The sequence below is a fragment of the Paraburkholderia saeva genome, from assembly GCF_907164555.1.
Classification (GTDB): Bacteria; Pseudomonadota; Gammaproteobacteria; order Burkholderiales; family Burkholderiaceae; genus Paraburkholderia; species Paraburkholderia saeva.
This window is the reverse complement of record NZ_CAJQZC010000001.1, coordinates 687,007-713,521: the sequence shown is the minus strand read 5'-3', so window position 1 is coordinate 713,521 and position 26,515 is coordinate 687,007. Positions and strand designations below refer to the sequence as shown.

The window sequence follows — 26,515 nt, the reverse complement described above, 5'->3', positions numbered from 1 at the left end:
TGCGCACTCACCAGTTGATCCGGTCGAAGCGCCGCGTGTACAAAAGCTCGACGCCCTGGAACGTGCCGCCGTACGCGGCAACCGACCAGTAGCGCGTCAGGTTCACGGTTGCCTTGATCGCGTTGCTCGCGGTCTGCAATCCCTGCTCGTAGCCGATCACGAGCCATTCGTTGATCGCCTTCGACACCATCACCACTTCGGGGTCCGTCAGGCCGACTTCGCTGCGCCCGATCGAGAATTCGTCGAGTCCGAACGTATTGGCGATCTTCTTGCCGCTCGCGCTGCCAAGCAGCGCGAGCGCGGTCGTCATCGTGCTCTGTTGCCCGAGGTTGTTGCCCTGATCGGTGCCGTGGCCGAACAGCAGCCACGAGAGCTTTTCGTTGTCCGCGACGTTCGGCTCGGACACGAGCTTCGCAACCGGCGACTGCACCGTGCCGGTCACCTGCACGCCTGCTTCGACCTGCTGGTTGCGGCGCATCGCGAGAATGTTGATGCCCGGGTTCGCCACCGGCCCGTTGAACGTGAAGAAGCCGTTCTCGATGCCGAGCTTGCGGCCAAACGCGGTGTAGGTCGACCCTTCGGTGACACGCACGTTGCCCACCGCGCGCAGCGGCAGGTCCGGCGCGCTCATCGCGGTAATTGTTCCGCGCAGGCCGAGATCGGCGCCCTGCCCGCGGAACCGGAAATCGTTGCCAAGGTTGATGTCGATATTCGCGCGTGGCGCGAACGGCCCGATCGGCTTCTCGCTGCCTTCCACCGTCGGCTGCTTCTCGCCACGGACCGTGCCGTCCGGGCGCACGATCACGACGTCGTCGCCGAGCGACGGTGCCGACTTTTCCGGCATGTCGAAGAGCGCGTGGTCGACGTTGAACTTGCCGTTGATCGCAAGCCCGCCGAGCGGCCCGGCACTCGCGACACTCGCGCTCCCCGAAAGCGACAGCTCACGATCCGGCGAAGCGAAGAGTTCGAGCTTGTCCGCGACGATGCTCGCCTTGACGTCGGGGTCCGGGCCGCCGAGCCTGACCTGGCCCGTGGCGCGCAGTGTGCCGCTCGCGCCGTGAAACTCGACCTTCTGGAAGTCGACGAGATTTTCGGACAGGGCAATATGGATCGCGCCGTCCTTCAGCTGCACGCCCTGATCGACGAGCGTCGCGGAAAGGCCGTCGCCGATCAGCGAGCCCGACAGGTTCGGCTTCGCGACGGTGCCCGCGAGCGCGAGCTTCAGCGCGAGGTGTCCGTCGAGCAGATAACCCGGCCCGAAGAGACCGCCCGTCGTTTTCAGCGACGGCACGTTCGCGATCACGTTGCCTGAAAGCGGCGCTTCTTCGCCGATGGCAAGCATGCCGTCCTGCACGACGAGCGTCGTATGCGCGTCGGCGTCGATCACACCGAGCCGGTTCGCCTGCGCGTGCACCGTCGCGTTCAGACGGTTGCCGCCGCTGAAATCGGCGCGCGCCGCGATGTCCGTAATGCCGAGCGAAGCCAGCCCGCGCCCGACCTCGACCGTGATATCGCCCGTGCGACGCTTCAGCTGGATATGGCCCGTGGCCGTCTCGCCAAGCGAAAAGTCCCAGTCGCCGTCAAAGATGAGATCGGTCTTGACGACGGGCGGCGTGCCGGTGACTTCCTGCCGCAGTTCCTGCAGGCGCGGCACCGAAATATTGGTGATCGCGCCGGCCGAGAGGATCCGGCCGTGATCGAGCGCGAAGGATTTCAGGTCGAGCACCGCGGTTTCGAGCGTGAGACGCGTCGGGCCCAGCGTCACACGGCTCGGGGCGACGCTCACGGTCAGCGGCGAATCGAGGTTGAGCGACGGCGTGCCGCGGTTCTGGAAGCGCGTCACCGTGCCATCCCAGTGCGTGCCGTCGCGCGCGTCCGTCAGATGACCGTTCGCGGCGAGCGTCAGGTCGACCGTGCGCTCGCGGACCTTGCCGGTCGCTTCGGCGTCGAGCGTGTGGTTGCCACGCGTGCCGCGCAGATGCGCGTTGAGGTTCGCCAGTTCGACACCTTCCGTCGAGAGGTTGCGCGCGTCCGTCGTGAAGACGAGCGCGCCGCTCGCGCCGTCGCGCAGTTCGGCGTGGCCTTCCGCGTGACCGAGCCGGTTCGCGCCGAACGCGACGTTGTCGGCCTTGTAGTTCAATACGACGTCCGGATGCGCGAACGAGCCGGTGAGGTCGCCGTCCGCCGCGACAAAGCCCGCAACGCCGAAGCCGAGCCGGTCCAGCTGCGGCGCCTCGATCCGGAATCGCAGACGGTCGCCGCGCGCGCCGAAGCTGCCTTGAAGGTCGACGTCGTTGCCCGCAATCGAGAGATTCGCCTTGCTCGGCAGGATGCGCGAACCGGCAAGCTGGATCGTGCCGCTGCCGGTCAGCGGCAGGTCGTCATAGACGCTCGGGCCGAGCCGGAATTCGGCCTTGGTGGTGAACGTCGGACCCAGCACGCCTGCCGCCGTGATCGCGCCGTTCACGCGCGCCTCGATCCGGCGTTTCGCGGGCTCGGGATGCTTCGCGGCCGGCTTGCGAGGGGCTGCGGCGTTCGCCGGCGAATTGCCGGCGGCCTCTGTGGCGTTGGCTTCGTCAATTGCTCTCGCGGCGTCGGCGGCGTTTGTAGCCCTGGCTATGTTGCCGGCGTTCATCGTACTTCGACCCTTCGCCGGGGTCGCAGCCTTCGCGGCCTTCGCGGCCTTCGCGGCCTTCGGAGCCGGCGTGCGGGCCGGCATCTGCGAGGTCAGCAACAGCGGATCGAAGTCGGTCAGCGTGGCCTTCAGGTTGTACGTGGAATTCGCGTCGTGCTTGATGGCGCCCGCCAGATCGATGCGGCCCGTGCCGGCCGTCAGCCGGACGTCGCTCAGGCTCATGCGCGCCGGATCGAACGTGACCTTGCCCTGCGCGCGGAGCGCCGCCTTCGGATCGTTGAGGTCGAGGGTGATGCTCTGGATGTCGTCGTTCAGGCGGATGCCGATCGGTCCGGACAATTGCGTCGGCATGACGCTCGCCTCAATCGCATTCAGGTCGAGACCCGCGACCTGCAGATCGAACTGGCCGCGCTTGCCGATGAGCGCGCCGCCGCCCGTCACCGTCGCCTTTTTCACGAGATGCACGTTCAGGTTCGAGATGCGCTGCGCCTGCGCGTCCAGACGGACGTCGGCGCGGGCGTCGATGAGCGGCAGCAGTTGCTGGTCGATGCCGCCCGGTTTCGCATTCACGATGGAGATCGACCCGGCGACGGCAAAGCCAGGCTTTTTCGCGGCCTGCACGGTGCCGCTCGCGGCTTCCGGTGCGGAAGCCGGTGCAGCTCCGCTTGCCACCGCTGCGTCGCTTGCGGCACGCGTTGAACGACCCGCGACGGCCGACCCCGGCACGCCTGCACTGCTCGACCCACGCGTCGCCGAAGTCTTGCCAGCCGCCGTGCTTGCCGCTTGCGCAACCTGTGCACTGCTTGCGCCCTTCGCCTCCTTCACACCACTCGCCGCGCCAATCGCCGACGCAACCGAAGCCGGTGCCCCCTCAGGCGCAAGCACCACCGTCGAGCCATCCCCAGTCTCGACTGGCTCCAGTTCGGCACGCACGGCCAGATCGGCAAACGGTGCACCTGGCGCAAACGCCTGCGGATTCACGTGATCGAACGTCAGCGTCGCGCGCTGGACCGGCACGGCGGCAAACGGCGTCGCCTCGACGCGCGCGTGGCCAGCGAGCTTCATGCCGCTGGCGTCGAGTTCAGCGACGAGCGTCTCCAGCGAGCCTGTCAGATGGCCGCCGACCTGAACCGCTTCGTCGTTGACCTTGCCGGCATAACCAGCGTCGCCGGTCAGCGGAAACGGCCTGACGCCGTCCAGCCTGGCCGAAGCAGTCACTGCGCCGAACGGCGTCTCGAGACGATCGATCGCGGCTTCGTGGTGCCGGCCGTCGCTGCGCCCATGAAAGACGAAGCGCGAGAATTCGGTCGTCGACCCGCCCTGTCGCAGCAGCAGTCTGTCCACCCGCAAATCGCGCACGTCGAGCTGCAACGGCAGACGCAGATCGTCAGGCAACGTCAGCGGACCCGAACTGGACGCCGAAGGTGCAACGCGCGCGTCGATCGTGCCGATGTGCAGATAATCGATCGAAAAGCGCCACGGCTTGTCGGTCAGCGCCCAGCAGCCGGCGATGTGATCGACCTTGATATCGGTGCCGCTGCCGTCCAGGCTGCGCCATTCCACCTGATGCAGCCGCAGGCCGGAGGCGATCGTGCCGCCTTCGAGCGTGCCGGTGAGCCGGCCGTCCAGCACCCTGACCGCGAGCCGCCATGCCCAGGCCGTGCCGCGCTCGGTCGTGAGCGTGCCGTACAGCGCGCCCGCGACCAGCGCGACGAGCACCACCGGCACCGTGGCCGCCCACACGAGCGCAATCCACAGCCGGCGCCGCCGGCGCGGACGCGCCGGTGGCGGCGCGGCGCCATCGGGACCGTCGGGACCGCCAGGCGTGGTGTCGCCGGGCTGGTTGGGTGGCGGGTTGGCGGGCGTATCCGTCGTCATGAATAGAATCAGAAAGCGATGCCGAGCGTCAGATACGGACGCACGCTGTGATTGCGAATGCCGTACGCGAGATCGACGTTGACCGGGCCGACCGGGCTGCGCCAGCGCGCGCCCACGCCGACACCCGGATAGAACACGCGCTCAGCCCACGTGTCGGTGGCCGTGCCGATATCGAAGAACGCCGCGGCGCCCCAGTCGCGATTGAACCAGTGCTGATACTCGCTCGACGCGGTGACGAGGTATTTGGTCGGCAGCGTCGAGCCGCCAACGTTGTTACCGATGCTCTGGAAGCTGTAGCCACGCACCGAATTCGAGCCGCCCGCGCGGAACAGCAGCGACGCCGGAATGCCGTTCGACGAGCCGCTCGTGAACACGCCGCCCAGTTCCGCGCGAAACAGCACGAGGTCGCGCTTGCCGACCGGCACATACTGCTGCCCACGCGCATAGCCGCGCACGAAAGTCTGGTCGGTCAGCACGTGCTTGACCGCGAAACCGGCCTCGACGTGAACCAGGTTGCCCGAACGCGGAAATATCGGGTCGTCGGTATGGCGGCGCGTCCATGACCAGGCGGGCAAGAGCGCGTTGCTCGTCGTGGACGGCCCGACGTTCTGCTCCAGCCGGTCCTGGTAGTAGAGGATCGAGTAGGTGTAGTCGATGAACTGCGAGGTTCTCGAACGCTGTACGCCCGCGCGGGCACTGAAGATCTGTGTATCCGATACGTCGGTATTGGTGTAGGACGCGAGCACGCTGTTCACCCAGCCACGCTTGCCGGGCGGCATCGCCAGCTGGACCTGGCCGTACCGCTGGATCTGGTCGATCCGGCCGTCGATGGTGAAGGGATACGCACGGCCGAACGTGTCGAGATACGAATACGCACCCTGGATCTGCGGGCCGTTGTCGGTCGAATAGCCGACGCCGCCGCGAATGCTGTTGTACGGATATTCGCTGACCTTGACGTGCACAGGCGTCTCGTCGGGCTTCGCCGGATCGCTGTCGGTATCGATTGCGACGCTCGCGTAATACGGCGTGTTCTGCAACTGGCGCTGGAGTTCGATGATGCGCTGCTCGTCGTAGATATCACCCACCGTGATCGGGTTCACGTTCTCCACGATCTGCTGGGGATAACGGCGCGTGCCGGAAACATCGAGCTTGCCCATCGTGAACGTCGGGCCACTTTCGAAGGTGACGCTCAGTGTCGCGTCGTGCGTGCGCGGATCGACGCGCGCCTCGGAGTGGTAAATTTTCGCGCCCAGATAACGGCGCGAGCGCAGCGCCTTCAGCGCGGCGTTCTTCGCGTCGTCCCACGCATCCTGCGCAAACGGGTCGCCCTTATGCAGCGAAAACGCGAAGCGCGCCGCATTCGCCTGCGCCGGGTCTTCCGTCAGCACGGGCCCGCGGAACGACAGATCAATCGACGAAATCGTGGTCATGGGGCCGGGATCGACGCTCACCGTAACCTCGCGCTTGCCCTCGACTGTACGGACGTCGGTGCGCACAACGGGCGAGAAATAGCCCTGCGTCGCCGTGAGATCGCGCACCTGCTGCGGCGTTGCGGTGATAAGAAACTGGAACTGGTCGTCGCTGACGTCCTCGCGTTTCGCGAAGCGCGCGATGTCGAGGTGGTCTTCCAGCAGCTTGCGCAGCGCGCGCGGCGAGGTTTCGATGTCGACCTTGTAGGCGGGCGCCGTGCGCGCCTCTGCGTTATCCGACAGGACAAAGACGAGCGCGAGGAAGCTGAAAACGAGCCATACGCCGAGCGTGCGCGCCTTCAGGCGCGCGGCGTCCATACGCCCCGCACCGGGTGCTTCACGCGATACGCGCGACGGTTCGATCACACACCCCGCCAAACAGGACCTCCGGCCGTTATGGGTTGTTTCTGCCCGGCGCCGCGCATGCGGACCGAAGCTTGCTATTTGACCACATTGGACGTCGCGGTAATCTCAAATCACACCTTTGCGCGGAACCGCCAGAAATGCCCTGCCCATCCACCTTGCCGGGTAAAAGAGCCATCGTACAGCCCCGGTACAGCCCGGAGCGCCCGCGCTTCGACGCCGCGGCGGCAGGAATGTTCCGTGACTTTTCGACCGGGCCGGGCGCTTGCGGTAAAATTGCCGTCGACAATGGCTGGCGCCCCGGCGGCGGCTGCATTCTTCTCTCACGGACGTCGAACCATGTATCAATCGGATATCACGCAATTCCTGAATCAGCTGAAGCAGCAAAAGCCTACTCTGGAAGCGGAACAGCGTCGCGGCCGTTCGCTCCTGTGGGACAAGCAGCCGGTCGATCTCGACGAGCGCGCCAAGCAGCAGGCGTCGCGCGTTGAACAGACGCCTTACGTCTATTACCAGAACTTCTGAGCGTGACGACTGCCGACGAGGCCCGCGCCGCATCGGGACGTCCCGACGCAGCGCTCGCCGCGCCCGCGACCGATTCGACGCCTGATATCGTCGACGGTATCGCTTTCGCGCGCCTGTACGGCGAGCCGCTCTTCAAGCTGCCGACGGATCTGTACATCCCGCCGGACGCCCTCGAAGTCTTTCTCGAAACGTTCGAAGGCCCGCTGGATCTGCTGCTGTATCTCATCCGCAAGCAGAACTTCAACGTGCTCGACATTCCGATGGCCGACGTGACCACCCAGTACCTGGGCTACGTCGACCAGTTGCGCAAGACGAATCTCGAACTCGCCGCCGAATATCTGCTGATGGCCGCGATGTTGATCGAGATCAAGTCGCGCATGCTGCTGCCGGTGAGGAAAGCCGACACGGGCGAGGAAGCCGAAGATCCGCGTGCCGAACTCGTGCGCCGTCTGCTGGAATACGAGCAGATGAAGCTCGCCGCGCAGCGCCTCGACCAGCTGCCGCAGCTCGGGCGCGATTTTCTGCGTGCCGAGGTGTACATCGAGCAGAGCATCACGCCGCGCTTTCCCGACGTGAATTCCGACGACCTGCGCGCCGCGTGGGCCGACGTGATCAAGCGGGCGAAGCTCGTGCAGCATCACCGTATTTCGCGCGAGGAACTCTCGGTGCGTGAGCATATGAGCGTGATCCTGCGGCGTCTGCAGAACGCGCGCTTCATGGAGTTTTCCGATCTGTTCGACACGACGCGCGGCGTGCCGGTCGTCGTGGTGAACTTCATCGCGATGCTTGAGCTCTCGCGCGAATCGCTGATCGAGATCACCCAGGCCGAGCCGTTCGCACCGATTTACGTGCGTCTCGCCTACCTGCCAGCATGAGGCTCGCGTCGCTGAACAGCCGGCGCCTTTCGCCGGCAGTGTCCGCGCGCACCGGAGAACGGGCAAAATGCCTCGTTTTGGTGCGACTGGACCGCAATTCCCCTACAATCCCCCGCTCCAGGTCCGTCTTTTCGGGCCGGGAACGCCTGTTGCGAAACACCCGGCGATTTGCCGTCGGGGCACCTTCGCCCGCTTGAGAAATCCGCAAGGAACCCGCGACCGATCATGAAAGTCATCAGCTCGATCCACGAATTGCGCGACCAGTTGCGCGGCCAGAACCGTACAGCCTTCGTACCGACGATGGGCAACCTGCACGAAGGCCATCTTTCGCTGATGCGCCTCGCGCGACAGCACGGCGATCCGGTGGTCGCGAGCATCTTCGTGAACCGCCTGCAGTTCGGCCCGAACGAGGATTTCGACAAATATCCCCGCACGCTCGAAGCCGACATCGAAAAGCTGCAGAAGGAAAACGTCTACGTGCTGTTCGCGCCGACGGAACAGGATCTGTATCCGCAGCCGCAGGAATATCGCGTGCATCCGCCGCACGATCTCGGCGACATTCTCGAAGGCGAGTTCCGCCCGGGCTTCTTCCAGGGCGTGTGTACCGTCGTGATGAAGCTGATGTCGTGCGTACAGCCGCGCGTCGCGGTGTTCGGCAAGAAGGATTATCAGCAGCTGATGATCGTCCGTCAGATGTGCAACCAGTTCGCGCTGCCGACCGATATCATCGCCGCCGAAACCGTACGCGATACCGACGGCCTCGCGCTCAGTTCGCGCAACCGCTACCTGCAGGCCGCCGAGCGCGCCGAGGCGCCCGTGCTGGCTGCAACGCTCAACCGCGTGCGCGACCAGGTGCTGGCGGGCAGCCGCGATTTCGCGCAGATCGAGGCGGCCGCCATGGCGTCGCTCGCCGCGCGCGGCTGGCAGCCGGACTACATCGCGGTGCGCAAGCGCGTGAACCTGCTTCCCCCGACCCCGCAGGATATCGACGCGCCGCTCGTCGTACTCGCGGCCGCAAAACTGGGCGCGACGCGCCTGATCGACAACCTCGAAATCTGACGCCAACGGTTAAAGGAAAGAAACGCTCATGCAACGCCATATGCTGAAGTCGAAGATCCACCGCGCGGCGGTCACGCACTGCGAGCTGCACTACGAAGGCTCGTGCGCGATCGACGAAAACCTGCTCGAAGCGGCGAACATCGTCGAGAACGAGCGGATCGACATCTGGAACATCAACAATGGCGAACGTTTCTCGACCTACGCGATCAAGGGCGAACGCGGCAGCGGCATGATCTCGCTGAACGGGTCGGCGGCACGGCGCGCGCAACTGGGCGACCTCGTCATCATCGCGGCGTTCGCGACCGTCGATGAAGCCGAACTGAAGGCAGGCTGGAAGCCGGATCTCGTCTTCGTCGACGAAAACAACCGCATCAAGGGCAGCCGCGATCACGTGCCGACGCAAAACTGGACCTGAACCGGTTACTGCCTGCCGCGCCGTTCTCCGGCCCGGCAGCAACGGACGCAAAAAAAGCGCAGCGTGTTTATTCACGCTGCGCTTTTTTGTTTCCAGTCAGCGGAAAAGCCGGCCTGGGCCCGTCAGTACAGGACCATCTGCGTGCAACGGAAGAGCGCAATCACCTTGCCGCTGGGTCCCACGACCTTCGCGTCCCAGATCTGCGTGCTGCGGCCCAGATGCACGCCGGTTGCCTCGGCTCTCACGACGCCTTCGGTCGCTGTGCCCAGAAAATTGCTCTTCAATTCGATTGTCGTGAAGTTCACCGCCCTGTCGGGCAGATGCGCGAGGCACGCGTAGCCGCAGGCCGTATCGGCGAGACCGATCACCGAAGCCGCGTGCAGGAAGCCATTCGGCGCGAGCAGATCGCTGCGGACCGTGAATTCGCCGACGAGCGAGCCCTGCTCGAGCGAGACGACGCGAAACCCGAGCAGGTCAGGCAGCGTTCCTTTCTGCCGTTCGGCAAGGCGTTCAATCGAGTATTCCGGGCGAAGCGTGCTCATGATGGTCGAACCTCAGCGGAAAAGTAAAAAGACGACACGGCCGGGGCAAAGACTTCGACGTGGCCGGATTTGCCGATATTATCAACGCCTGAACGCGATCCACGGCAAAACGAACGGCAAACATCCAGGCACGGCAAACCGGCTGGCGCATCCAGCCTTCTTCCCGGGAGAATTCATGACGGTAATCGTAGTGGCGAACCCGAAGGGCGGCGTCGGCAAAAGCACGCTCTCTACCAATCTGGCAGGTTATTTCGCGGCATCCGGCGAGTGGGTTGCACTTGCGGACCTGGACAAACAGCACTCCTCGCACGCCTGGCTCGACCTGCGGGCCGGCACGCTGCCCCCCATCGAAAGGTGGGAAGTCGATCATGACGCCCCGGCAAAGCCGCCGAAAGGCCTCGAACACGCGATCGTCGATACCCCGGCCGGCCTGCACGGCAACCGCATGAACGCCGCGCTGGAACTCGCCGACAAGATCATCGTGCCGCTGCAGCCGTCCATCTTCGATATTCTCGCGACGCAGGAATTTCTGGAGCGGCTCGCGAAAGAAAAGGCGGTCCGCAAGGGCAACATCGAGATCGGTGTCGTCGGCATGCGGGTCGACGCACGCACACGCTCGGCGGACCAGCTACATCGCTTCGTCGAAACCCTGAAGCTGCCGGTCTTGGGCTATCTGCGCGATACACAGAACTACGTCCAGCTGGCCGCGCACGGTCTGACGCTGTGGGACGTCGCCAAAAGCCGCGTCGAGAAAGATCTCGAGCAGTGGCAACCCATCATTGAATGGACCAACGGCAAAGCCTGACCGGAACACCGCGGTCACGGGCTGGCTCGCGGCCAGCCCGTCTTTCCGCCCTGATGTCAGGCGCTGAAATCAGGCGCTAACCGCCTGCCGCGGCGAGCGCGCCGCGCCGACTGCGTAGAGCCCGCCGCCCAGCAACCCTTGCACGACGAGCGCGATCGCCCAGAACGCCGGGTATTCCCAGCCGCCGTTCGGCGATGTGAAGCTCCACCCGTTGTGCAGATGAACCGACATCGCGCCCAGCATGAACGGCAGCAGCACGAGCGCGACCCACCGCACCTGGAAGCCCAGCAAAAGCGCGATGCCGCCGGCGAGTTCAATGAACGTCGTCACATAGGCGAGCCAGCCGGGCAGGCCGACAGAGACGAAAAACCCGGCCGCGCCGGGCAACGTAAAGACGAAAATCTTCTGCAGGCTGTGTGCGAGATACAGCACGCCGAGGGTGAGCCGCAGGATCGTGGCGGCTGCATCGGCATTACGGGTCGAATTCATGTCCGGCTCCTCAAAGGTTTGAACAGACAGCGCGAGGCGCGCCATCGATGGAGCAGACTGTATTCGAACCCATGAGGACGAAAAACCGCCGGAAAGGCTTAGATTATTTCCTTTCAGGCGTTAATCCGTATTTCAGCTGATCGCGCCGAACAGCTTCGGCAAATCGAGATGTGTCGCAAGCGTATCGGCGAGGCGTTCGAGCGACGCCTCGCGCAGCGCGGGATAGTCGAGCGGCTGGGCGTTTGCCAGCCCGGCCCACGCAAGCATCGCGCTGCACGCTTGCGGCGTATCGAAGAGCCCGTGCAGATAGGTAGCGAAAATCTGCCCGTCGGGGGAAATCGCGCCGTCGGGACGTGTCGCCGCCGATTCATCCACGGCCAGTTGCACCGCGGGCCGCGCGAGCGCCGGCCCTTCTGTCTCGCCCATGTGGATTTCGTATCCCTTCACCGTGGCCGGCTCGGCGAGCGCGAGGCGACCCGTCGCATTTTTCAACGTCTTGGCCTGCGTGAGCGTGGTCGAGAAATCGAGCCAGCCGAAGCCGGCGACGCTGCCCGGCGCGCCTTCGACGCCATGCGGGTCCGCCACTTCGCGCCCGAGCATCTGCATGCCGCCGCAGATGCCGATCACACGCCCGCCGTAGCGCAGATGCCGACGCAGCGCGTCCTCCCAGCCCTGGCCGCGCAGCCATGCGAGATCGGCCTGCACGTTCTTCGAGCCAGGCAGGATCACGAGGTCTGCCGGCGGCGGCGGCGTGCCGGTCCGCACATAGCTGAATTCCACTTGCGGATGCGCGCGCAGCGCATCGAAATCGGTGTGGTTGCTGATGTGCGGCAACGCCGGCACGACGACGCGCAATACCGGCGCGCCATCGGCCGGGTTTGTCGCACTGGCGGCGTGCGGATCGCGCGGCAGCATGTCCTCGGCATCGAGCGTGAGGCCGTGCAGATACGGCACGACGCCGAGCACTGGCTTGCCGGTCTTCGCTTCGAGCCAGTCGAGCCCGGGCTTCAGGAGCCCGATGTCGCCGCGAAACCGGTTGATGATGAAGCCACGCACGCGCGCCTGCTCGCCCGCTGAAAGACACGCGAGCGTCCCCGTCAGATGCGCGAACACGCCGCCGCGATCGATATCCGCGACCAGCACGACCGGGCAGTCCACTGCTTCCGCGAAACCCATGTTCGCGATGTCGCGATCGCGCAGGTTCACTTCCGCCGGGCTGCCCGCGCCTTCGACGAAGATCGTGTCGTACGCGGCCTGCAGTCGCGCATACGATGCCAGCACGGCTTCGAACGCGACTGGCTTGTAATCGTGATAGGCGCGTGCGTCGAGGTTCATGCGCGCCTTGCCGTGGATGATGACCTGCGCGCCGCGGTCGCTCGTCGGCTTCAGGAGCACGGGGTTCAGGTCGGTATGCGCGTCGATGCCGGCGGCTACCGCCTGCAACGCCTGCGCGCGTCCGATCTCGCCGCCATCGACGGTCACGGCGCTGTTGAGCGCCATGTTTTGCGGCTTGAACGGCGCGACCTTCACGCCCGCACGTCGCGCAAGCCGGCACAGTCCGGCGACGAGCGTGCTCTTGCCGGCGTCGGATGTCGTGCCCTGGATCATCAGCGTGCCGCGCGGCACGCGTACGTTCACGTTCACGTCCTGTTCCGGTGACGAGGCAAAAGTCGGCGCAGCAAACGGCGGCAATGAAGAAGTCGTCACGGAAAAATCGCAGGGCGGCGGCAGGAGGAGCCCGCATTATCGCCCGCGCGGGAACACGCCGGTACAATCACACGATGATTCCACGCGACCTCACCTTCGTTCTTGGCGGCGCCCGCTCGGGCAAGAGCCTGTATGCCGAAACGCTCGCCAGCGAAAGCGGCTTGCCGGTCACCTATATCGCCACCGCGCGCATCGCGGACGACGAATTCGCCGAACGCGTCGCGCATCATCGCGAACGGCGACCGGCGCACTGGAAGTTGCGTGAGACACCGGTCGATCTCGCGGGCACGGTCGCCGCAATCGATGCGCCGGGCCGCTGCATCCTGATCGACTGCCTGACGCTGTGGCTCGCCAATCTCCTCTGCCCGCCCGATAACACGCCGCCGACCGACGCTCCGCAAACGCTGCTGCTCGCGTTCGAAGCCGCCCTGGTTTCGGCGCGCGGCAAGATCATCGTCGTCAGTAATGAAATCGGGCTTGGAGTCGTGCCGCTTGGCGCGGCAACACGTCTTTACGTCGACGAACTCGGTCGCCTGAACCAACGCATCGCCGCATTGAGCACGCAGGTCACGATGATGGTCGCGGGCCTGCCGCTCGCACTCAAGACACCGGCCGCCGCATGATACTCACGATGCCGCTCGTCGCAACGCTCGCGACCGCCTCGGTGATCGTCGACCGCTGGGTTGGCGAGCCGCGTACCGCGCATCCGCTCGTCGCGTTCGGCAAGCTCGCCGCCGCCATCGAAACGCGTCTGAACACCGGCGTGCGCGCACGGCTGATGGGCATCGTCGCGTGGCTCCTCGCGGTCGTGCCGCCGGTTGCGATTGCCGCGTGGCTCGTCGCCGTGCTGCCGTTCGTATATGCGTGCGCACTGCACGTCGCGCTGCTGTGGTTCGCGCTCGGCGCGCGCAGCCTGCACGATCACATCGCGCCGATCGCGCGCGCGCTCGTCAGGCGCGATCTCGCGCAGGCGCGCGTGCTGACTTCGCGCATCGTGTCGCGCGAAACGGCCCACGCCGATGAAGCCGCCCTGTCGCGCGCGGCCGTCGAATCGGCGCTCGAGAACGGCAACGATGCGATCTTCGGCGCGCTCTTCTGGTTCGCGCTGCTAGGCGGACCGGGCGCACTCGCGTTTCGTCTCGCCAACACGCTCGACGCGATGTGGGGTTACCGCACGCCGCGCTATCTGCGTTTCGGCTGGGCCGCCGCCCGGTTCGACGATGTACTCAACTGGATTCCCGCGCGTCTCACCGCCGCGAGCTACGCGCTGCTCGGCGATACGCGCAACGCGCTGCGCTGCTGGCGTGAACAGGCGCCACGCTGGGACAGTCCGAACGCCGGGCCCGTCATGGCATCCGGTGCGGGCAGCCTGAACGTGCAACTGGGCGGTCCGGCGGTGTATCACGGCGCGATCGAGCAACGTCCGGCACTCGGCATGGGTCGCGTGGCATCCGCGCAGCATGTAATGGCCGCGCTGACGCTCGTCGAGCGCAGCGTGTTCCTGTGGCTTGCCGTGATGCTTGCGCTGGCGCTTCTGAGTGTGCCGTTCAATGTCTGACACGATCGTTCACGGCGGCAACCTGCATGAAGCGGCGCGCCGCTATGGCATCCCGTACGAAGACTGGCTCGATCTGTCGACGGGCATCAATCCACACGGCTATCCGGTGCCGCCGGTGCCCGCCGATGCATGGCGGCGCCTGCCCGACGACGGCGACGGATTCGCCGCCTGCGCCGCGCGCTATTACGGCGCGCCAGACGCCGCGCACGTGCTGCCGGTTGCGGGCAGCCAGGCCGCGATCCGCGCGCTGCCTGTGCTGTTACCGCCGGGCACAGTCGGCATCGCGCCGCTGACGTATGGCGAATATGCACCGGCGTTCACGCGTGCCGATCATCGCGTGCTGCCGCTCGACGTCACCGCCGAAACGCTCCCCGACGCGATGACGCATGCGGTCATCGTCAATCCGAACAACCCGACCGCGCAACACGTGAGGGCGGAGACGCTGCATCGGTGGCATGCACAACTGTCGGCGCGCGGCGGCACGTTGATCGTCGACGAAGCGTTCGCCGACACGATGCCGTCCGCGTCGCTCGCGGGGTCGACGGATCGAGCGGGACTTGTCGTGTTCCGCTCGCCAGGCAAGTTCTTCGGACTTGCCGGTGTGCGCGCGGGCTTCGTGCTGGCCGTGCCCGCGTTGCTCGCGCCGCTGCGCGAAGCGCTGGGCGCGTGGACCGTGAGCGGCCCTGCCCGCCACGCCGTGACAGCAGCATTCAACGACACCGCATGGCAACGCGCGATGCGCGCGCAACTCGACGAGGACAGCGCGCGCCTCGCCGCACTTCTCGATGCGCACCGCCTGCCCTTGCATCGCACGCCGCTTTTCGCCTGGACACCGGATGCACGTGCCGCTGCGCTGCATCACGCACTCGCGCAACACGGAATCTGGACGCGCTTTTTTCCGGCACCGGCGAGCGTGCGCTTCGGTCTGCCTGCAACGGACGCGCAGTGGTTACGTCTCGAACACGCGCTGAAGGACAGCATTCCGGCGATCGATAACGCGCCACTTTCCACCACGCACGACCGATGAAGCAGCGTCTCGCCCGTGTTGTCCTTTCTTGCCTGACGGCCTGCGCGTTTTCAACGGGCGCGTTCGCGATCACCGTCATCGACGATTCCGGTGCCGCCGTCACGCTGGCCGCACCGGCGCAACGCGTGATCAGTCTTGCGCCGCATGTCACCGAAATGCTTTATGCGGCGGGCGGTGGCGCGAAAATCGTCGGTGCCGTGACGTACAGCGACTTTCCGCCCGAAGCGAAACAGCTGCCGCGCGTCGGCGACAACAAGGCGCTCGATCTCGAACGTATTGTCGCGCTGAAGCCGGATCTGATCGTCGTGTGGCGTCACGGCAATGCCGGGCGTCAGCTTGATCGACTGCGCGATCTGCACATTCCGCTCTACTTCAGCGAGCCGCGTCATCTCGACGACATCGGCGTCACGTTGACGAAGCTCGGCACACTGCTCGGCACGTCGCCGGTCGCGGACGCCGCGGCGAACACGTATCGCAGCAACATCGCGCAACTGCGCGCGCGATACGCAGCGAGGCCGCCAGTGAGCGTGTTCTATCAGGTATGGGATCAGCCGTTGATGACGTTGAACGGCACGCATCTGATCAGCGAAGTGATCGCGCTATGCGGCGGGCGCAACGTGTTTGCGAAACTCGAACCGCTCGTGCCGACCGTTTCGACCGAAGCCGTCCTCGCCGCCAATCCCGAAGCGATCGTGACCGCTGCGCCTGGCGCGACGGCGCCCGACCGGCCTTTACCTCAACTCGACACGTGGCGCGCGTGGCCGTCGCTCGATGCCGTCGCGCACGGCAACCTCTTTGCCATCGACGGCGATCTGATCAACCGCCCTGCTCCGCGCATCGCACAGGGCGCGGCCCTGCTCTGCCAGGATCTGGAGACAGCGCGCTCGCGTCGAACGGGCGCTGCACGCTGACCCACGCTTTCTGCCTTTTTGCGCGGCTGCGTTCAGGCGTTCCAGCGCACGAGTGTCCACGCGGCGCCGGGTTCGCGCCGCCGCAGCCACACCACGCCGGCAAAATCGATCGACCATGAAAGCGTCTGTTCGAGCGATACGCGAAGCGCGAGCGCAACCAGCACACGAATCACGCCTGCATGCGTGACGACGTGCGCGCACGCGTCGCCCGCTTCGGCCTGCCGCTCACCGAACCACGTCTCAACGCGCGCGCTGAACTGCGCGACGCTCTCGCCGCCATGCGCGCGCGCGTGATGCAGATCGGCGGCCCAGTCGTCGAGCAACGCGCGATCGATGTCGTCCCAACGCTGCACTTCCCATGTACCGAAGTCCATCTCCTGCAAACGCGGGTCGACGGAAACCTTGCGGGCCCACTGCGCAGCCCACGGTTCTGCAACGGATCGGCAGCGCGTGAGCGGGCTCGACCATACGAGATCCGGCACGGGCAGTTCGAGCCTCGCCTTGAGCGCAGTCACGCTCGCGTGAGGCACGTCGGCGAGTGCAATGTCGCTGCGCCCGTAACAGATGCCTGCATCGATCGCGACCGCGGGATGGCGGATCAGGATGAGATCCATGCAAGCCCCGTCAGATAGATCGCGATTTCAAAGACCTGCTGCGCGAACCCGAGGCAATCGCCGGTATACCCGCCGATACGTCGCACGAAGTAACGACCCAGCGCAAAGCGCAGCACGAGCAGCACGGCCACCACGACACAGCCCGCGCGCCAGTCCGGCCAGAAAAGCCACGGTACGCCGAACACGCAGGCCAGCATCAATGCGAACGCGCTCATGCGCTGCGCGACCGGCTTCGCCTTGCCTTCGGCGCGCACATAGTCGAGCGTCGCGAGATAGCTGATCGCGCAGGCACGGCTTGCCGCGTGCGCCGCGATCATCAGCCACGCGGCACGTAGCGGCGGCAGCGCAGCGAGTGTCTGCCATTTGAGCGCAAGCGCAATCGCCAGCGCTATCGCGCCGAACGCCCCGATGCGCGAGTCGCGCATGATCCGCAGCACGTCGTCGCGTGTATAGCCGCCGCCGAATGCGTCGACGCAATCGGCCAGACCGTCTTCATGAAACGCACCGGTGACGAAGAGCGTCGCGACCATCGAAAGCAGCACGGCCACGCCTGCTGGAAACACGCGCAGCGCCGCCAGATACACCACCGCGCCGAGCGCGCCGACGAGCGCGCCCACCAGCGGAAAATAGCGGGCCGCCGCGTTCAGATAGTGCGGCTCGTAGCCGACCCAGCGCGGCACCGGCACGCGCGTGAAATAGCCGAGCGCGGTAAAAAAGTAGCGCAGTTCAGCAAGCGGATTCATGTTGGCGCGGTCTGGTGTGACGGGTTCACGCGCCGCGGTTCGCGACGCCTGCCGATTCGAAGCTCGCCATCTCGTTGACGAACGCAACGGCGGCACGCAACAAAGGCAATGCAAGCGCGGCGCCCGTGCCTTCGCCGAGGCGCAGATCCAGCGTGAGCAGCGGCTCTGCTTCGAACTGCTCGAGCATGCGCCGATGCCCGGCTTCGTTCGATGCATGCGCGAACACGCAGTAGTCGACGACCGCCGGCGCGAGTGCTCGCGCCACCAGCAGCGCCGAGGTCGCGATGAAACCATCGACGAGGATCGTCATGCGCGCCTCTGCCGCGGCCATGAACGCGCCGGCCATCATCGCGATTTCGAAGCCGCCGAAAGTCGCGAGCACATCGATTGCCGTTCCGGTATCGGGATGGGCCGCAAGCGCCGCCGCCAGGATGTCACGCTTTTTCGCGAGACCGGTGTCGTCGAGGCCCGTGCCGCGTCCGACGCAATCCGCGATCGGCACGCCGCCAAGGCGGCTCATGATGCACGCTGCCGCCGACGTGTTCGCGATCCCCATCTCGCCGAAACCGATCACGTTCGTGCCGAGTGCCGCATGCACGCGCACGCGTTCCGCGCCCGCATGCAGCGCGGCCCACGCTTCTTCATGCGTCATCGCCGGTTCGTGCGCGAAGTTGCGCGTGCCTCGCGCCACCGGAATATCGACGAGCAGGTCGGACGGCGGCATCGGCGTCGCCACGCCCGCGTTGACGATTTCGAGCGTGAGCCCCGCGACACGGCTCAACGCGTTGATCGCCGCGCCGCCCGCCAGGAAATTCGCCACCATCTGCGCTGTTACCGCCTGCGGATACGGGCTCACGCCTTCATGCGCGATACCGTGGTCGCCCGCGAAGACGATCATCACCGGGCGTTCGATCGAAGGGCGCGTCGTACGCTGGATCATGCCCATTTGACGCGCGAGCCCTTCGAGGCGCCCGAGGCTGCCAGGCGGCTTCGTCTTCGTGTCGATGATGCGTTGCAGTTCGGCACGCAACGTCTGTTCGAGCGGTTCGACAACAGGTAGCGCGGGCGTGGGTGAAGTCATGGTTGTCTGCTTGAAGAAGGAGAGGTGTCGCGTTGCGTCGACGGGATCAGCGCTTCGTGCTCCCCATCGCGGATCAGGATAAGCGGATAGCCAAATGCGCGGCTCGCGAGCGCCGGCGTGAATACGTCGCGTACCGGGCCTGCGTGCGCGTCGCCGTTACCGTCGAGCAGCAACGCATGCGTCGCGAAGCGGCGCGCAAGGTTCAGATCGTGACACGAGAAAATCACGCTGCGTGGCGAATGCTGTGATTGACGTGCCCACGCGGTCAACGCTTCGAGGCAGTCGATCTGATGATGCAGATCGAGATGCGAAAGCGGTTCGTCGAGCAGGAGCAGCGGCGCGTCCTGGCACAGCGCCGCTGCGAGCGCCACGCGCTGACGCTCGCCGCCCGAGAGCGACAGCACGTCGCGCGTCTTGAGCGATGTGAGCCCGAGCGTGTCGAGCGCGGCATGCGCCGCTGCGCGATCTTCGGCACGCTCCCAGCCCCAGCCGTCGAGATGCGGAAAACGGTTGAGCATCACCATCTCGAAGACGCTCGCGCTGAATGCGTCGCGCTCGCCTTGCGGCATCAGCGCACGGCGTTGCGCGAGTCGCGCGGGCGACCATGCCGTGACACGCGTGCCATCGAGTTCGACGTGACCACCTGCGGGTTCAAGCAGGCCGGCAAGCGCGGAAATCAGCGTGGTCTTGCCGGCGCCATTCGGGCCAGCGATGCACCAGACCTCGCCTGGGTGAAACGTGTGCGTAAAATCGTCGAGTAACGTGCGTGCGCCTGCGCGCAGCGTGACGCGTTGCGCAGACAGTGTCGACGATGCGAAAACGTGTGCGTTCATCATCGCCGCCTGCGCAACAGCATCCAGAGGAACACGGGCACGCCGGCGAGCGCGGTGATCACGCCGACCGGCAACTGCGCGGGCGCGATGACCGTACGCGCGACGAGATCGGCGGCCATCACGGTCAGCCCGCCGCCAAGTGCGGCGGCAGGCAGCAGCATGCGCTGGTCATTGCCGAACGCGAGCCGCAGCATGTGCGGCACCACAAGGCCGACGAAGCCAATCGTGCCGCCCGTCGTCACCGCAGCCGCCGCCGCGAGCGATGCAACGAGATACACACGCAGCCGCAGGCGCATGACCGGCACGCCGAGCGCCTGCGCGGCCGTATCGCCGCGCAGCAGCACGTTGAGTTGCGCGGCAGCCGGCACAATCATGACGAGCGCGACGACGAGTGCAATGAGCGCGACCCACGGCATGCCGCCGCCGTTCAGGTCGCCGGTCAGCCAGAACAGCATGCCGCGCAGACGGCTCTCGGGCGCGACGCTCAGGAGCAGCGTGATCACCGCGCCCCAACCGGCCGCAATCACCGCGCCCGTCAGCAGAAGACGCGGCGAAGCATCCTGCGGCTCGCCGCGCCACAACTCGCGTCGCGCAAGACCGAGCACCAGCAGGATCGACGCGAACGCGCCGGCAAACGCGCTGGCATCGACGATCCACCACGCGCATCCGGCGATCATCGCGACGAGCGCGAAGCTTGCGGCACCGCCCGATACGCCGAGCACATACGGCTCGGCGAGCGGATTGCGCAGCAACACCTGAAGCAGCGAGCCCGCGACTGCGAGCAACGCGCCGCATGCGAAGCCAGCCAGCGCACGCGGCAGGCGCAGTGTGCGCACGATCTCGATGGCCAGATCCGATGAGGACGAAGACGAAGCCATGTCCGCATGCCACGGCAGCAATGCGCTAACAACGCGCAAAGGCCCGAGCGCGACACTGCCCAGCGCGAGCGACGCCACGAACACGATCAACGCAAGCACGGCCAGCCCGCACCAGATTGCGAGCGCGCGCTGCGCGCTCACGCCGGTCGTCAGGCGCAGCGCGGCGCGGTTCATCGCGGCGCGCTCAGAAGACATGTTGGCTCAACCCGCGAACCGGCGATGCAACGCACCTCACTGCTGCTGCCAGCCGAGTGTGAGATACGCACCGCGTCGCGGCGTGTTGTACGTGTAGGCCAGTTCATAGTCCTTGTCGAAGAGATTCTGGATCTGCGCGGCCACGTACCACGACTTCGTGATCGCATAACGCGCCGAGAGATTCACGACACCGTAACCCGCGAGCGTCGTGCCGCTGTCGTTACGCTCGCCGCTCACGAGCCACTCGCCGCCCACGCGCCAGCCGCCGATGCTGCGATTCGCGGAGAACGAAGCGAAATGACGCGCGCGCCGGTTCAGGTCCGTATTCGTATCTTCGTCGACGGGATTCTGGAACGTGAGCGCCGCGCGTACATCCGTTTTTCCGACATGGCCGCTCCATGATCCCTCGACGCCCTGCACTTTCGCGCGTCCCACGTTCTGCGCGACGAACTCGCCCGGGCTCACCTGCTGATACTCGATCAGGTTCGTATAACGCGTCTCGTACGCCGTGAGCTTCATCACGCCCAGTGCGTCCGACGCATACTGCAGCGCGGCCTCGACCGAATGACTGCGCTCCGGCTGGATCGACGGATTGCCGCTAAATGGAAAGTACAGATCGTTGAAGGTCGGCGCACGAAACGAATCCGACCAGCTTGCCGTCACCTTCCAGTGTTCCGTGACATCGTATCCGTAGCCGAGATAGTAACTGTTCGCGCCGCCGAAATCGGAGTACTGGTCGTGCCGCACGTTCGCCTGGAACTGGCTGCCGCCAACGCGTCCCGTGTAGCCTGCAAAGACCGAATTCACATGACGGTCCGGCGCGCCATAGTCGTTCGAGTCGAGGCGCTGGTCGAGATGCTCGTAGCCCAGCTGGAGCTTTTGTTGCGGCGCGAACGTGAAATCGTTCTGCCACGTGTACTGACGGTTGTCCGTATCGAAGTGATCCGTATAGACGCCGTTCAACGCGGTGTTGCTGCGGTCGTTGCCGGCGGCGACGATCACGTGCGTCGTCCACCAGTCCGTCACACGCCCGTTGGCGAACGCCGAGGCGAGCTGGACCTTGCTGTACAGATTGTTCAGATCGGTTGGCGCACCATACGGATTGTCGAAGCTGTCGTTGCCGTTCGACTGGAAGTAGCGCACGCCCGCGTCCCACCTGTCGTTGAAACGGTGGCGCAGCGACGCCGAGACGCTCTCGTTCAGATAGCCATTCGCGTTCGGATTGACGGGCGCGAGCGCGGGATTGATCGACGAGAAACCGTCGTCCTTCGCGCGCGCAACCGTAACGCTGAAGGTCGTCTTGCCGTCGCTATCGAGCCTGCCATCGACGCCCGCCTGCTGCTGTTGCGTGTGATAGCTGCCGTATTCGACGGAAAAATTGAAGCGCGGCGGATGGTTGCCGCCATCCTTCGTGAACACCTGCACGACGCCACCGACCGCGCCCGATCCATACAGCGCCGATACATTGCCGTTCACCACTTCGACGTGATCGATCTGGTCGAGCGGAAGCTGCTCGATCTGCGCGTTGCCAAGGCTCACGGAATCGACCCGCACGCCGTCGATCAGCACGAGCGACTGCTGCGCCGAAGCACCTCGCAAAAAGAGGGCCGACGACGAACCCGGGCCGCCGTTGCGCACGACCTGCGCGCCTGGCGCGAGTTGCAGGAGACCCGGCAGATCACGGGCCGTCGTATCGGCAATGTCCTGCTGGTCGAAACGCGTGGTCTGCGGGATGGCATCCGCGAGCGACTGTGGTCCGCGGGCGGCGGTCACCACAACGGGCGCGAGGGTCGTCGTCGCGGGCACGGAGGCTGGCGCGGATATGGAATCCGTGGCGTCCTGCGCGAGCCTGCGCGCGGGCGGGATCGTATCGTCCGTCTGCGCGGACTGGGCCAGTGCGGCGAGCGGCAGGCCGGTCAGGGCGAGCAGCGCCGCGCGGGCGATGGGCGTGTACATCGGGTGAATTCCTGTGGCTGACGTGCCCGGCCTGCTTCCCCGCGGGCCGTTGCGTGACAGGACGTCCATTTGTCGCGAGACAGCCAGAGACAACTGCCGCGCGCAAACGATGTCCTTCCCTCTGGCCGGTATCCGGGCTGGCGACGCATCGACCCACCTTCCCACGCATGCATGCGCAGTGGCATTGCGCGCTTTTTGAGGGCGCGTATCGGATCGACTTGCAGGAAATAACGCGGTCGCTTACCGTTGCGGGGGCAGCACAGGTTGGCGCGATCGCAATGCCGCGCGCCCTGTTTCCCGTTTAACTGCGCGACATGAAAATGCGCGCGGGCACCAAAGTGCCGCAAGTGTAGGAGCGGCCTACCCTGGCGTCAAGAAAGCGGCGCGCACTGCAATTCGCGTGCGCGGCAATCTGGTCGATTTCCGTGTTTTGCAGGCATAAAACTCGCATAAAGCGAGGATGTTACGTCTCGAAACGAGACAATTGTCGGAACCTGCGACATTCCGCGCTAGAATGCCGTGTCTTTAGAGGACGCAGCACATGCTCAACGAACTCGAAACACTCTCACAAAACATTGGCCGGCTGATCGAAATCAGTCAGCGTCATCACGAGGCGCGCCGCGCGCTCGAAGATCAACTCGCCGGGGCGCGCGCAGAATGCGAAGCAACGCGCGTTGAACTCGAGCAGATGCGCGAAGAGCGCAACGCGCTGCAGGCAGAGCGCGACACGCTCTCATCGAAGATCGACGACGCACAGGTGCGCCTGAACGCCATCCTCGAAAAACTCCCGCGCGCGCGATCGCATGCCGAGCCGGACAACCAGCTCGACCTGCTTGCAACCTCGCAAAATGATCACGAGGAAGCAGGCCGCGAAGTCACCCGTCACGGAGAAAACGCATGACCACGAAGCAGATCGAAGTCTCGATTCTCGGCCAGCCATATCGTCTTGCCTGTTCGCCGGAAACCGAAGCCGCACTGCTCGAAGCCGTGGCGCGCGTCGATGCCGAAATGTCGAAGATCCGTTCGGGCAGCAACGTGCGCGGCCAGGATCGTATTGCAGTGATGGCTGCGCTGTCGCTGGCATCGGAACTGCTTAAGCTTCAGGCCAGCGTGCGACACGGAGAATCTTTTCCCGCCGAAGAAATCCGGCGTACAATGCACTCAATGAACGAACAGCTGGGCGCAGTCATCCAGCAGTACGGTGTGCAGTAAAAGTTTTTAAAGGTGGGTCACGTGACCGGCCTTCGAGTTCGGCGCAATGTACTTCATGAGGTCGTGGCGCGTCTGGATTCACCCAGTTTTATCAGCTTCCCTGCCTGGTTCGCCAAGGTCATATATTCCTTGAACCAATGCCATGTGCACGGTTGTGGAAATTTGCAGCACGGGTGTGCGCGTCACTCTGTCTGATGTACCCGAAGTGCGGCTAACTGCGACCAATTCTGAACTCCCGGTTCAGGATGCCGGCCTAGCGGCTATGGCGGGGACCTATTCGACGGCATCGGACACTCGTCCGGTGCCGTTTTCATTTGTGCCTCCGCTTTTCTCTTTTACATCAACGTTCATATCGACTCATGCGCTACTGGCTAATGAAGTCCGAACCGGACGAAGCAAGCATCGATCATCTCGCGAAGGCGCCGCATCACACGTTACCGTGGACAGGCGTGCGCAACTATCAGGCACGCAACTTCATGCGCGACACGATGCAGGTCGGCGACGGCGTGCTGTTCTATCATTCGAGCTGTCCTGAGCCAGGCATCGCGGGCATCGCCGCGGTCGCATCGACGCCCTATCCCGATCCCACGCAGTTCGACAAAAAGAGCCCGTACTACGATCCGAAATCGGATCGCGAGACGCCGCGCTGGACGCTCGTCGACGTCGTCTTCAAGAAGAAAATCGCGCTGATTCCGCTCGCGACGCTGCGCGAGCACGCCGAGCTCGCGGATATGCGTGTGCTCGCGAAAGGCAACCGGCTGTCGATTACGCCCGTGACGGAAGCCGAATGGCAGTTCATCACGAAGCACCTGGCGTAAGCAGGCTCACTCGATTTGTGTAATCGAATATTGCCTGCGGGAACCGTATCGCCTGACAGACGCCTAACAGTTCCGCAAGCATCGTGCCCGTTCATGGTACGAAGCGGCCGTAAAGGACGGGATGGCGCGCGAGCGCCGGACCCTTCACGTGCACCCGGCTCAAGAAGGAACTCACCCAATGATTCGAAAAACCGCACTCGCTTTTGCTTTCGCGCTGGCGTCCGTCACGCCGCTCGCGCTCTCACTCGCACCCGCCACCGCTTTTGCGCAGACAGTCGTGCAGAATCCGCCGTCGGGCGTGCTGTCGCTCTCGGCGCAGGCGAGCGCTGACGTGCCGCAGGACGTCGTCAACATCACGCTCTTCTATGAGCAGGAAGCGAGCGATCCCGGCTCGCTCACCGGCACGTTGAACCAGCGCGCCGACTCGGCGCTCCAGAAAGCCAAAGGCGTCGCGGGCGTCACGGCGCGCACCGGTGCGTTCTCGATCTATCCGTCCACCGATCGCGACGGGCGTATCTCCGCCTGGCGCGGCCGCACGGAAGTGCAGCTCGAATCGCACGATTTTGCCGCCGCATCGAAGCTCGCGGGGCAGCTTTCTTCCGTGATGCAGGTCGGCAACGTGACGTTCTCGCTGTCGCCGGAAGCACAGCGCGCCGCCGAACAGAAGCTGACGGGCCAGGCAATCGCATCGTTCCGGCAGCAGGCCACAGCGTCGGCTGAAGCGTTCGGCTACAACAGCTATACGATTCGCGAAGTCAACGTCGGGCACAACGGCGTGATGCCGCGTCCGATGATGATGATGAGCGCCCGCGCCGATGCAAAGGCCGCTGCGCCGATGCCGCTCGAAGGCGGTACGTCGACGGTGACCGTCAACGTGTCGGGCTCCGTGCAGATGAAGTAACGCGGCCAGCGCATTTGAAGTTGCGCACACTGCATGTGACAACGCCCCGGCATGCCGGGGCGTTTGCATTGTCAGGCCGAAGCAGCGATGCCGCCGTGTGACTCAGTTCGTGCCCACCACCGGCGCCGGCTGACGGCCGCCGCGACGATACGCCCACAGCAGCATGATGACGCCGGCAATCACCATCGGCAGCGAGAGCCACTGCCCCATCGAGAGTCCGAACGCCAGCAGCCCAAGGAAATCGTCCGGCTCGCGCGCGAATTCGACGGTGAAGCGTGCAAGGCCATATCCGATCAGAAACACCGCGGAAGCTGCGCCTACGGGCCGCGGCTTGCGCGTGAAGAACCACAGCACGAGAAACAGCGCGACGCCTTCCAGCGCGATTTCGTACAGCTGCGACGGGTGGCGCGGCAGCATGTGATATTGCGCGAACACATCGGCGAGATGCCAGCGCGAGACGAGGTCCGGATGCGTTGCCATCCAGCCCGCGTCCTCGTTCGCCGCGCCTGGGAACAGCATGGCCCACGGCGAGGTGGGGTCGGTCACGCGCCCCCACAGTTCGCCATTGATGAAGTTGCCGAGACGGCCGGCCGCGAGACCCGTCGGCACCATCGGCGCGACGAAATCCGTGACCTGCAGCCACGTGCGCTTGCGCTGCCACGCGAAGAGCGTCATCGCGAGCGTCACGCCGAGAAAGCCGCCGTGAAACGACATGCCGCCTTCCCACACCTTGAAGATGTCGAGCGGATGCGCGAAATACCAGCTTGCCTTGTAGAACAGCACGTAACCCAGCCGGCCGCCAAGAATCGTACCGAGCACGCCGTAAAACAGCATGTCGTCGATGTCCTTCGCGGTCCAGCCCTGCGCCGCGACGTGCGGCAGGCGTAGCCGCAACCGGCCGACGACGATGGCTGCAACGAACGCCACCAGGTACATCAGGCCGTACCAGCGCACCGCGAGCGGTCCCAGGTGAATGGCAACGGGATCGAAATTGGGGTGAATGAGCATGTGTTTTTATAGGTGGTT

At 65.2% G+C, this 26,515-nt stretch carries 25 protein-coding genes, 1 other RNA gene and 1 riboswitch; of the genes, 14 read left to right on the top strand and 12 right to left on the bottom strand.

What is annotated here, in order from left to right; all coding sequences use genetic code 11:
- Nucleotides 1-7 precede the first annotated feature (7 nt).
- Both LPA36_RS03205 and LPA36_RS03200 read right to left on the bottom strand, forming a co-directional pair.
- A complete protein-coding gene (locus tag LPA36_RS03205) occupies nucleotides 8-4,513 on the bottom strand; it encodes a translocation/assembly module TamB domain-containing protein (RefSeq protein WP_228874691.1) in 4,506 nt (1,501 codons plus the stop codon).
- A gap of 8 nt (nucleotides 4,514-4,521) precedes the next feature.
- Nucleotides 4,522-6,300: an autotransporter assembly complex protein TamA gene (locus LPA36_RS03200; RefSeq protein WP_456095328.1), complete on the bottom strand. Its 1,779-nt coding sequence runs from the start codon at nucleotides 6,298-6,300 to the stop codon at nucleotides 4,522-4,524.
- 384 nt (nucleotides 6,301-6,684) lie between these two features.
- Between LPA36_RS03200 and LPA36_RS03195 the strand changes: the two genes are divergently transcribed.
- The 4 genes from LPA36_RS03195 (at nucleotide 6,685) to panD (ending at nucleotide 9,219) form a co-directional block, all read left to right on the top strand.
- A complete protein-coding gene (locus tag LPA36_RS03195) occupies nucleotides 6,685-6,870 on the top strand; it encodes a DUF3460 family protein (RefSeq protein ID WP_228874689.1) in 186 nt (61 codons plus the stop codon).
- A gap of 2 nt (nucleotides 6,871-6,872) precedes the next feature.
- A complete protein-coding gene (locus LPA36_RS03190) occupies nucleotides 6,873-7,745 on the top strand; it encodes a segregation and condensation protein A (RefSeq protein ID WP_228874688.1) in 873 nt (290 codons plus the stop codon).
- A 225-nt stretch (nucleotides 7,746-7,970) separates the two neighbouring features.
- On the top strand, nucleotides 7,971-8,804 hold the full coding sequence (gene panC / locus LPA36_RS03185) for a pantoate--beta-alanine ligase (protein ID WP_228874687.1): 834 nt from the start codon (nucleotides 7,971-7,973) through the stop codon (nucleotides 8,802-8,804).
- A gap of 28 nt (nucleotides 8,805-8,832) precedes the next feature.
- Entirely contained in the window at nucleotides 8,833-9,219 is a 387-nt protein-coding gene (panD, locus tag LPA36_RS03180; protein WP_228874686.1) for an aspartate 1-decarboxylase, read from the top strand.
- A gap of 122 nt (nucleotides 9,220-9,341) precedes the next feature.
- On the opposite strand, the gene LPA36_RS03175 is transcribed toward panD, so the two are convergent.
- Nucleotides 9,342-9,761: a PaaI family thioesterase gene (locus LPA36_RS03175; RefSeq protein WP_228874685.1), complete on the bottom strand. Its 420-nt coding sequence runs from the start codon at nucleotides 9,759-9,761 to the stop codon at nucleotides 9,342-9,344.
- A gap of 175 nt (nucleotides 9,762-9,936) precedes the next feature.
- Here LPA36_RS03175 and LPA36_RS03170 point away from each other — a divergent pair, with 175 nt between their 5' ends.
- Nucleotides 9,937-10,566: a ParA family protein gene (locus tag LPA36_RS03170; protein ID WP_228874881.1), complete on the top strand. Its 630-nt coding sequence runs from the start codon at nucleotides 9,937-9,939 to the stop codon at nucleotides 10,564-10,566.
- A 69-nt stretch (nucleotides 10,567-10,635) separates the two neighbouring features.
- Here LPA36_RS03170 and LPA36_RS03165 read toward each other — a convergent pair whose 3' ends face one another.
- Nucleotides 10,636-11,055 carry a DoxX family protein gene (locus tag LPA36_RS03165; protein ID WP_228874684.1) on the bottom strand — a complete coding sequence of 140 codons (420 nt, stop codon included), beginning with the start codon at nucleotides 11,053-11,055 and terminating at the stop codon, nucleotides 10,636-10,638.
- A gap of 132 nt (nucleotides 11,056-11,187) precedes the next feature.
- Entirely contained in the window at nucleotides 11,188-12,663 is a 1,476-nt protein-coding gene (locus tag LPA36_RS03160; RefSeq protein WP_228874880.1) for a cobyric acid synthase, read from the bottom strand.
- Nucleotides 12,664-12,836: 173 nt separating this feature from the next.
- Between LPA36_RS03160 and cobU the strand changes: the two genes are divergently transcribed.
- Genes cobU through LPA36_RS03140 form a run of 4 tightly spaced genes read left to right on the top strand, consistent with a single transcriptional unit; the run spans nucleotide 12,837 to nucleotide 16,258 of the window.
- The gene (gene cobU / locus LPA36_RS03155; protein ID WP_228874683.1) at nucleotides 12,837-13,385 is read left to right on the top strand and encodes a bifunctional adenosylcobinamide kinase/adenosylcobinamide-phosphate guanylyltransferase; all 549 of its coding nucleotides are present in this window, start codon (nucleotides 12,837-12,839) and stop codon (nucleotides 13,383-13,385) included.
- Nucleotides 13,382-14,320, top strand: coding sequence for an adenosylcobinamide-phosphate synthase CbiB (gene cbiB / locus LPA36_RS03150; protein ID WP_228874682.1), 939 nt, complete (start codon nucleotides 13,382-13,384; stop codon nucleotides 14,318-14,320). Before cobU ends, cbiB begins: the two co-directional genes overlap by 4 nt.
- A complete protein-coding gene (gene cobD, locus LPA36_RS03145; RefSeq protein ID WP_228874681.1) occupies nucleotides 14,313-15,347 on the top strand; it encodes a threonine-phosphate decarboxylase CobD in 1,035 nt (344 codons plus the stop codon). Before cbiB ends, cobD begins: the two co-directional genes overlap by 8 nt.
- Nucleotides 15,344-16,258, top strand: coding sequence for a cobalamin-binding protein (locus LPA36_RS03140; protein ID WP_228874680.1), 915 nt, complete (start codon nucleotides 15,344-15,346; stop codon nucleotides 16,256-16,258). The genes cobD and LPA36_RS03140 overlap by 4 nt, the downstream gene beginning before the upstream one ends.
- Nucleotides 16,259-16,290: 32 nt before the next feature.
- On the opposite strand, the gene cobC is transcribed toward LPA36_RS03140, so the two are convergent.
- The 6 genes from cobC to LPA36_RS03110 are packed head-to-tail and all read right to left on the bottom strand — an operon-like array spanning nucleotide 16,291 to nucleotide 22,558.
- Entirely contained in the window at nucleotides 16,291-16,872 is a 582-nt protein-coding gene (cobC, locus tag LPA36_RS03135; protein WP_228874679.1) for an alpha-ribazole phosphatase, read from the bottom strand.
- A complete protein-coding gene (locus tag LPA36_RS03130; RefSeq protein ID WP_228874678.1) occupies nucleotides 16,857-17,615 on the bottom strand; it encodes an adenosylcobinamide-GDP ribazoletransferase in 759 nt (252 codons plus the stop codon). The genes cobC and LPA36_RS03130 overlap by 16 nt, the downstream gene beginning before the upstream one ends.
- 25 nt (nucleotides 17,616-17,640) lie before the next feature.
- Nucleotides 17,641-18,696, bottom strand: coding sequence for a nicotinate-nucleotide--dimethylbenzimidazole phosphoribosyltransferase (gene cobT, locus LPA36_RS03125; RefSeq protein WP_228874677.1), 1,056 nt, complete (start codon nucleotides 18,694-18,696; stop codon nucleotides 17,641-17,643).
- Nucleotides 18,693-19,532: an ABC transporter ATP-binding protein gene (locus LPA36_RS03120; RefSeq protein ID WP_228874676.1), complete on the bottom strand. Its 840-nt coding sequence runs from the start codon at nucleotides 19,530-19,532 to the stop codon at nucleotides 18,693-18,695. Before LPA36_RS03120 ends, cobT begins: the two co-directional genes overlap by 4 nt.
- Complete coding sequence (locus LPA36_RS03115) at nucleotides 19,529-20,602, bottom strand: FecCD family ABC transporter permease (protein WP_228874675.1); 1,074 nt, start codon at nucleotides 20,600-20,602, stop codon at nucleotides 19,529-19,531. Before LPA36_RS03115 ends, LPA36_RS03120 begins: the two co-directional genes overlap by 4 nt.
- Nucleotides 20,603-20,638: 36 nt before the next feature.
- The gene (locus tag LPA36_RS03110) at nucleotides 20,639-22,558 is read right to left on the bottom strand and encodes a TonB-dependent receptor plug domain-containing protein (protein ID WP_228874674.1); all 1,920 of its coding nucleotides are present in this window, start codon (nucleotides 22,556-22,558) and stop codon (nucleotides 20,639-20,641) included.
- Between the two features lie 106 nt (nucleotides 22,559-22,664).
- Nucleotides 22,665-22,911, bottom strand: a riboswitch (cobalamin riboswitch).
- A gap of 188 nt (nucleotides 22,912-23,099) precedes the next feature.
- Between LPA36_RS03110 and LPA36_RS03105 the strand changes: the two genes are divergently transcribed.
- The 5 genes from LPA36_RS03105 (at nucleotide 23,100) to LPA36_RS03085 (ending at nucleotide 25,489) form a co-directional block, all read left to right on the top strand.
- On the top strand, nucleotides 23,100-23,459 hold the full coding sequence (locus LPA36_RS03105) for an ATPase (RefSeq protein ID WP_228874673.1): 360 nt from the start codon (nucleotides 23,100-23,102) through the stop codon (nucleotides 23,457-23,459).
- A complete protein-coding gene (locus LPA36_RS03100; RefSeq protein ID WP_228874672.1) occupies nucleotides 23,456-23,770 on the top strand; it encodes a cell division protein ZapA in 315 nt (104 codons plus the stop codon). Before LPA36_RS03105 ends, LPA36_RS03100 begins: the two co-directional genes overlap by 4 nt.
- 94 nt (nucleotides 23,771-23,864) lie before the next feature.
- Nucleotides 23,865-24,046, top strand: a non-coding RNA gene (ssrS, locus tag LPA36_RS03095) — 6S RNA.
- An 83-nt stretch (nucleotides 24,047-24,129) separates the two neighbouring features.
- Entirely contained in the window at nucleotides 24,130-24,588 is a 459-nt protein-coding gene (locus tag LPA36_RS03090; RefSeq protein ID WP_228874671.1) for an EVE domain-containing protein, read from the top strand.
- A 178-nt stretch (nucleotides 24,589-24,766) separates the two neighbouring features.
- The gene (locus LPA36_RS03085; protein ID WP_228874670.1) at nucleotides 24,767-25,489 is read left to right on the top strand and encodes an SIMPL domain-containing protein; all 723 of its coding nucleotides are present in this window, start codon (nucleotides 24,767-24,769) and stop codon (nucleotides 25,487-25,489) included.
- A gap of 102 nt (nucleotides 25,490-25,591) precedes the next feature.
- Here the strand turns inward: LPA36_RS03085 and lgt are convergent, their stop codons facing one another.
- A complete protein-coding gene (gene lgt, locus LPA36_RS03080; protein WP_228874669.1) occupies nucleotides 25,592-26,497 on the bottom strand; it encodes a prolipoprotein diacylglyceryl transferase in 906 nt (301 codons plus the stop codon).
- Nucleotides 26,498-26,515 lie beyond the last annotated feature (18 nt).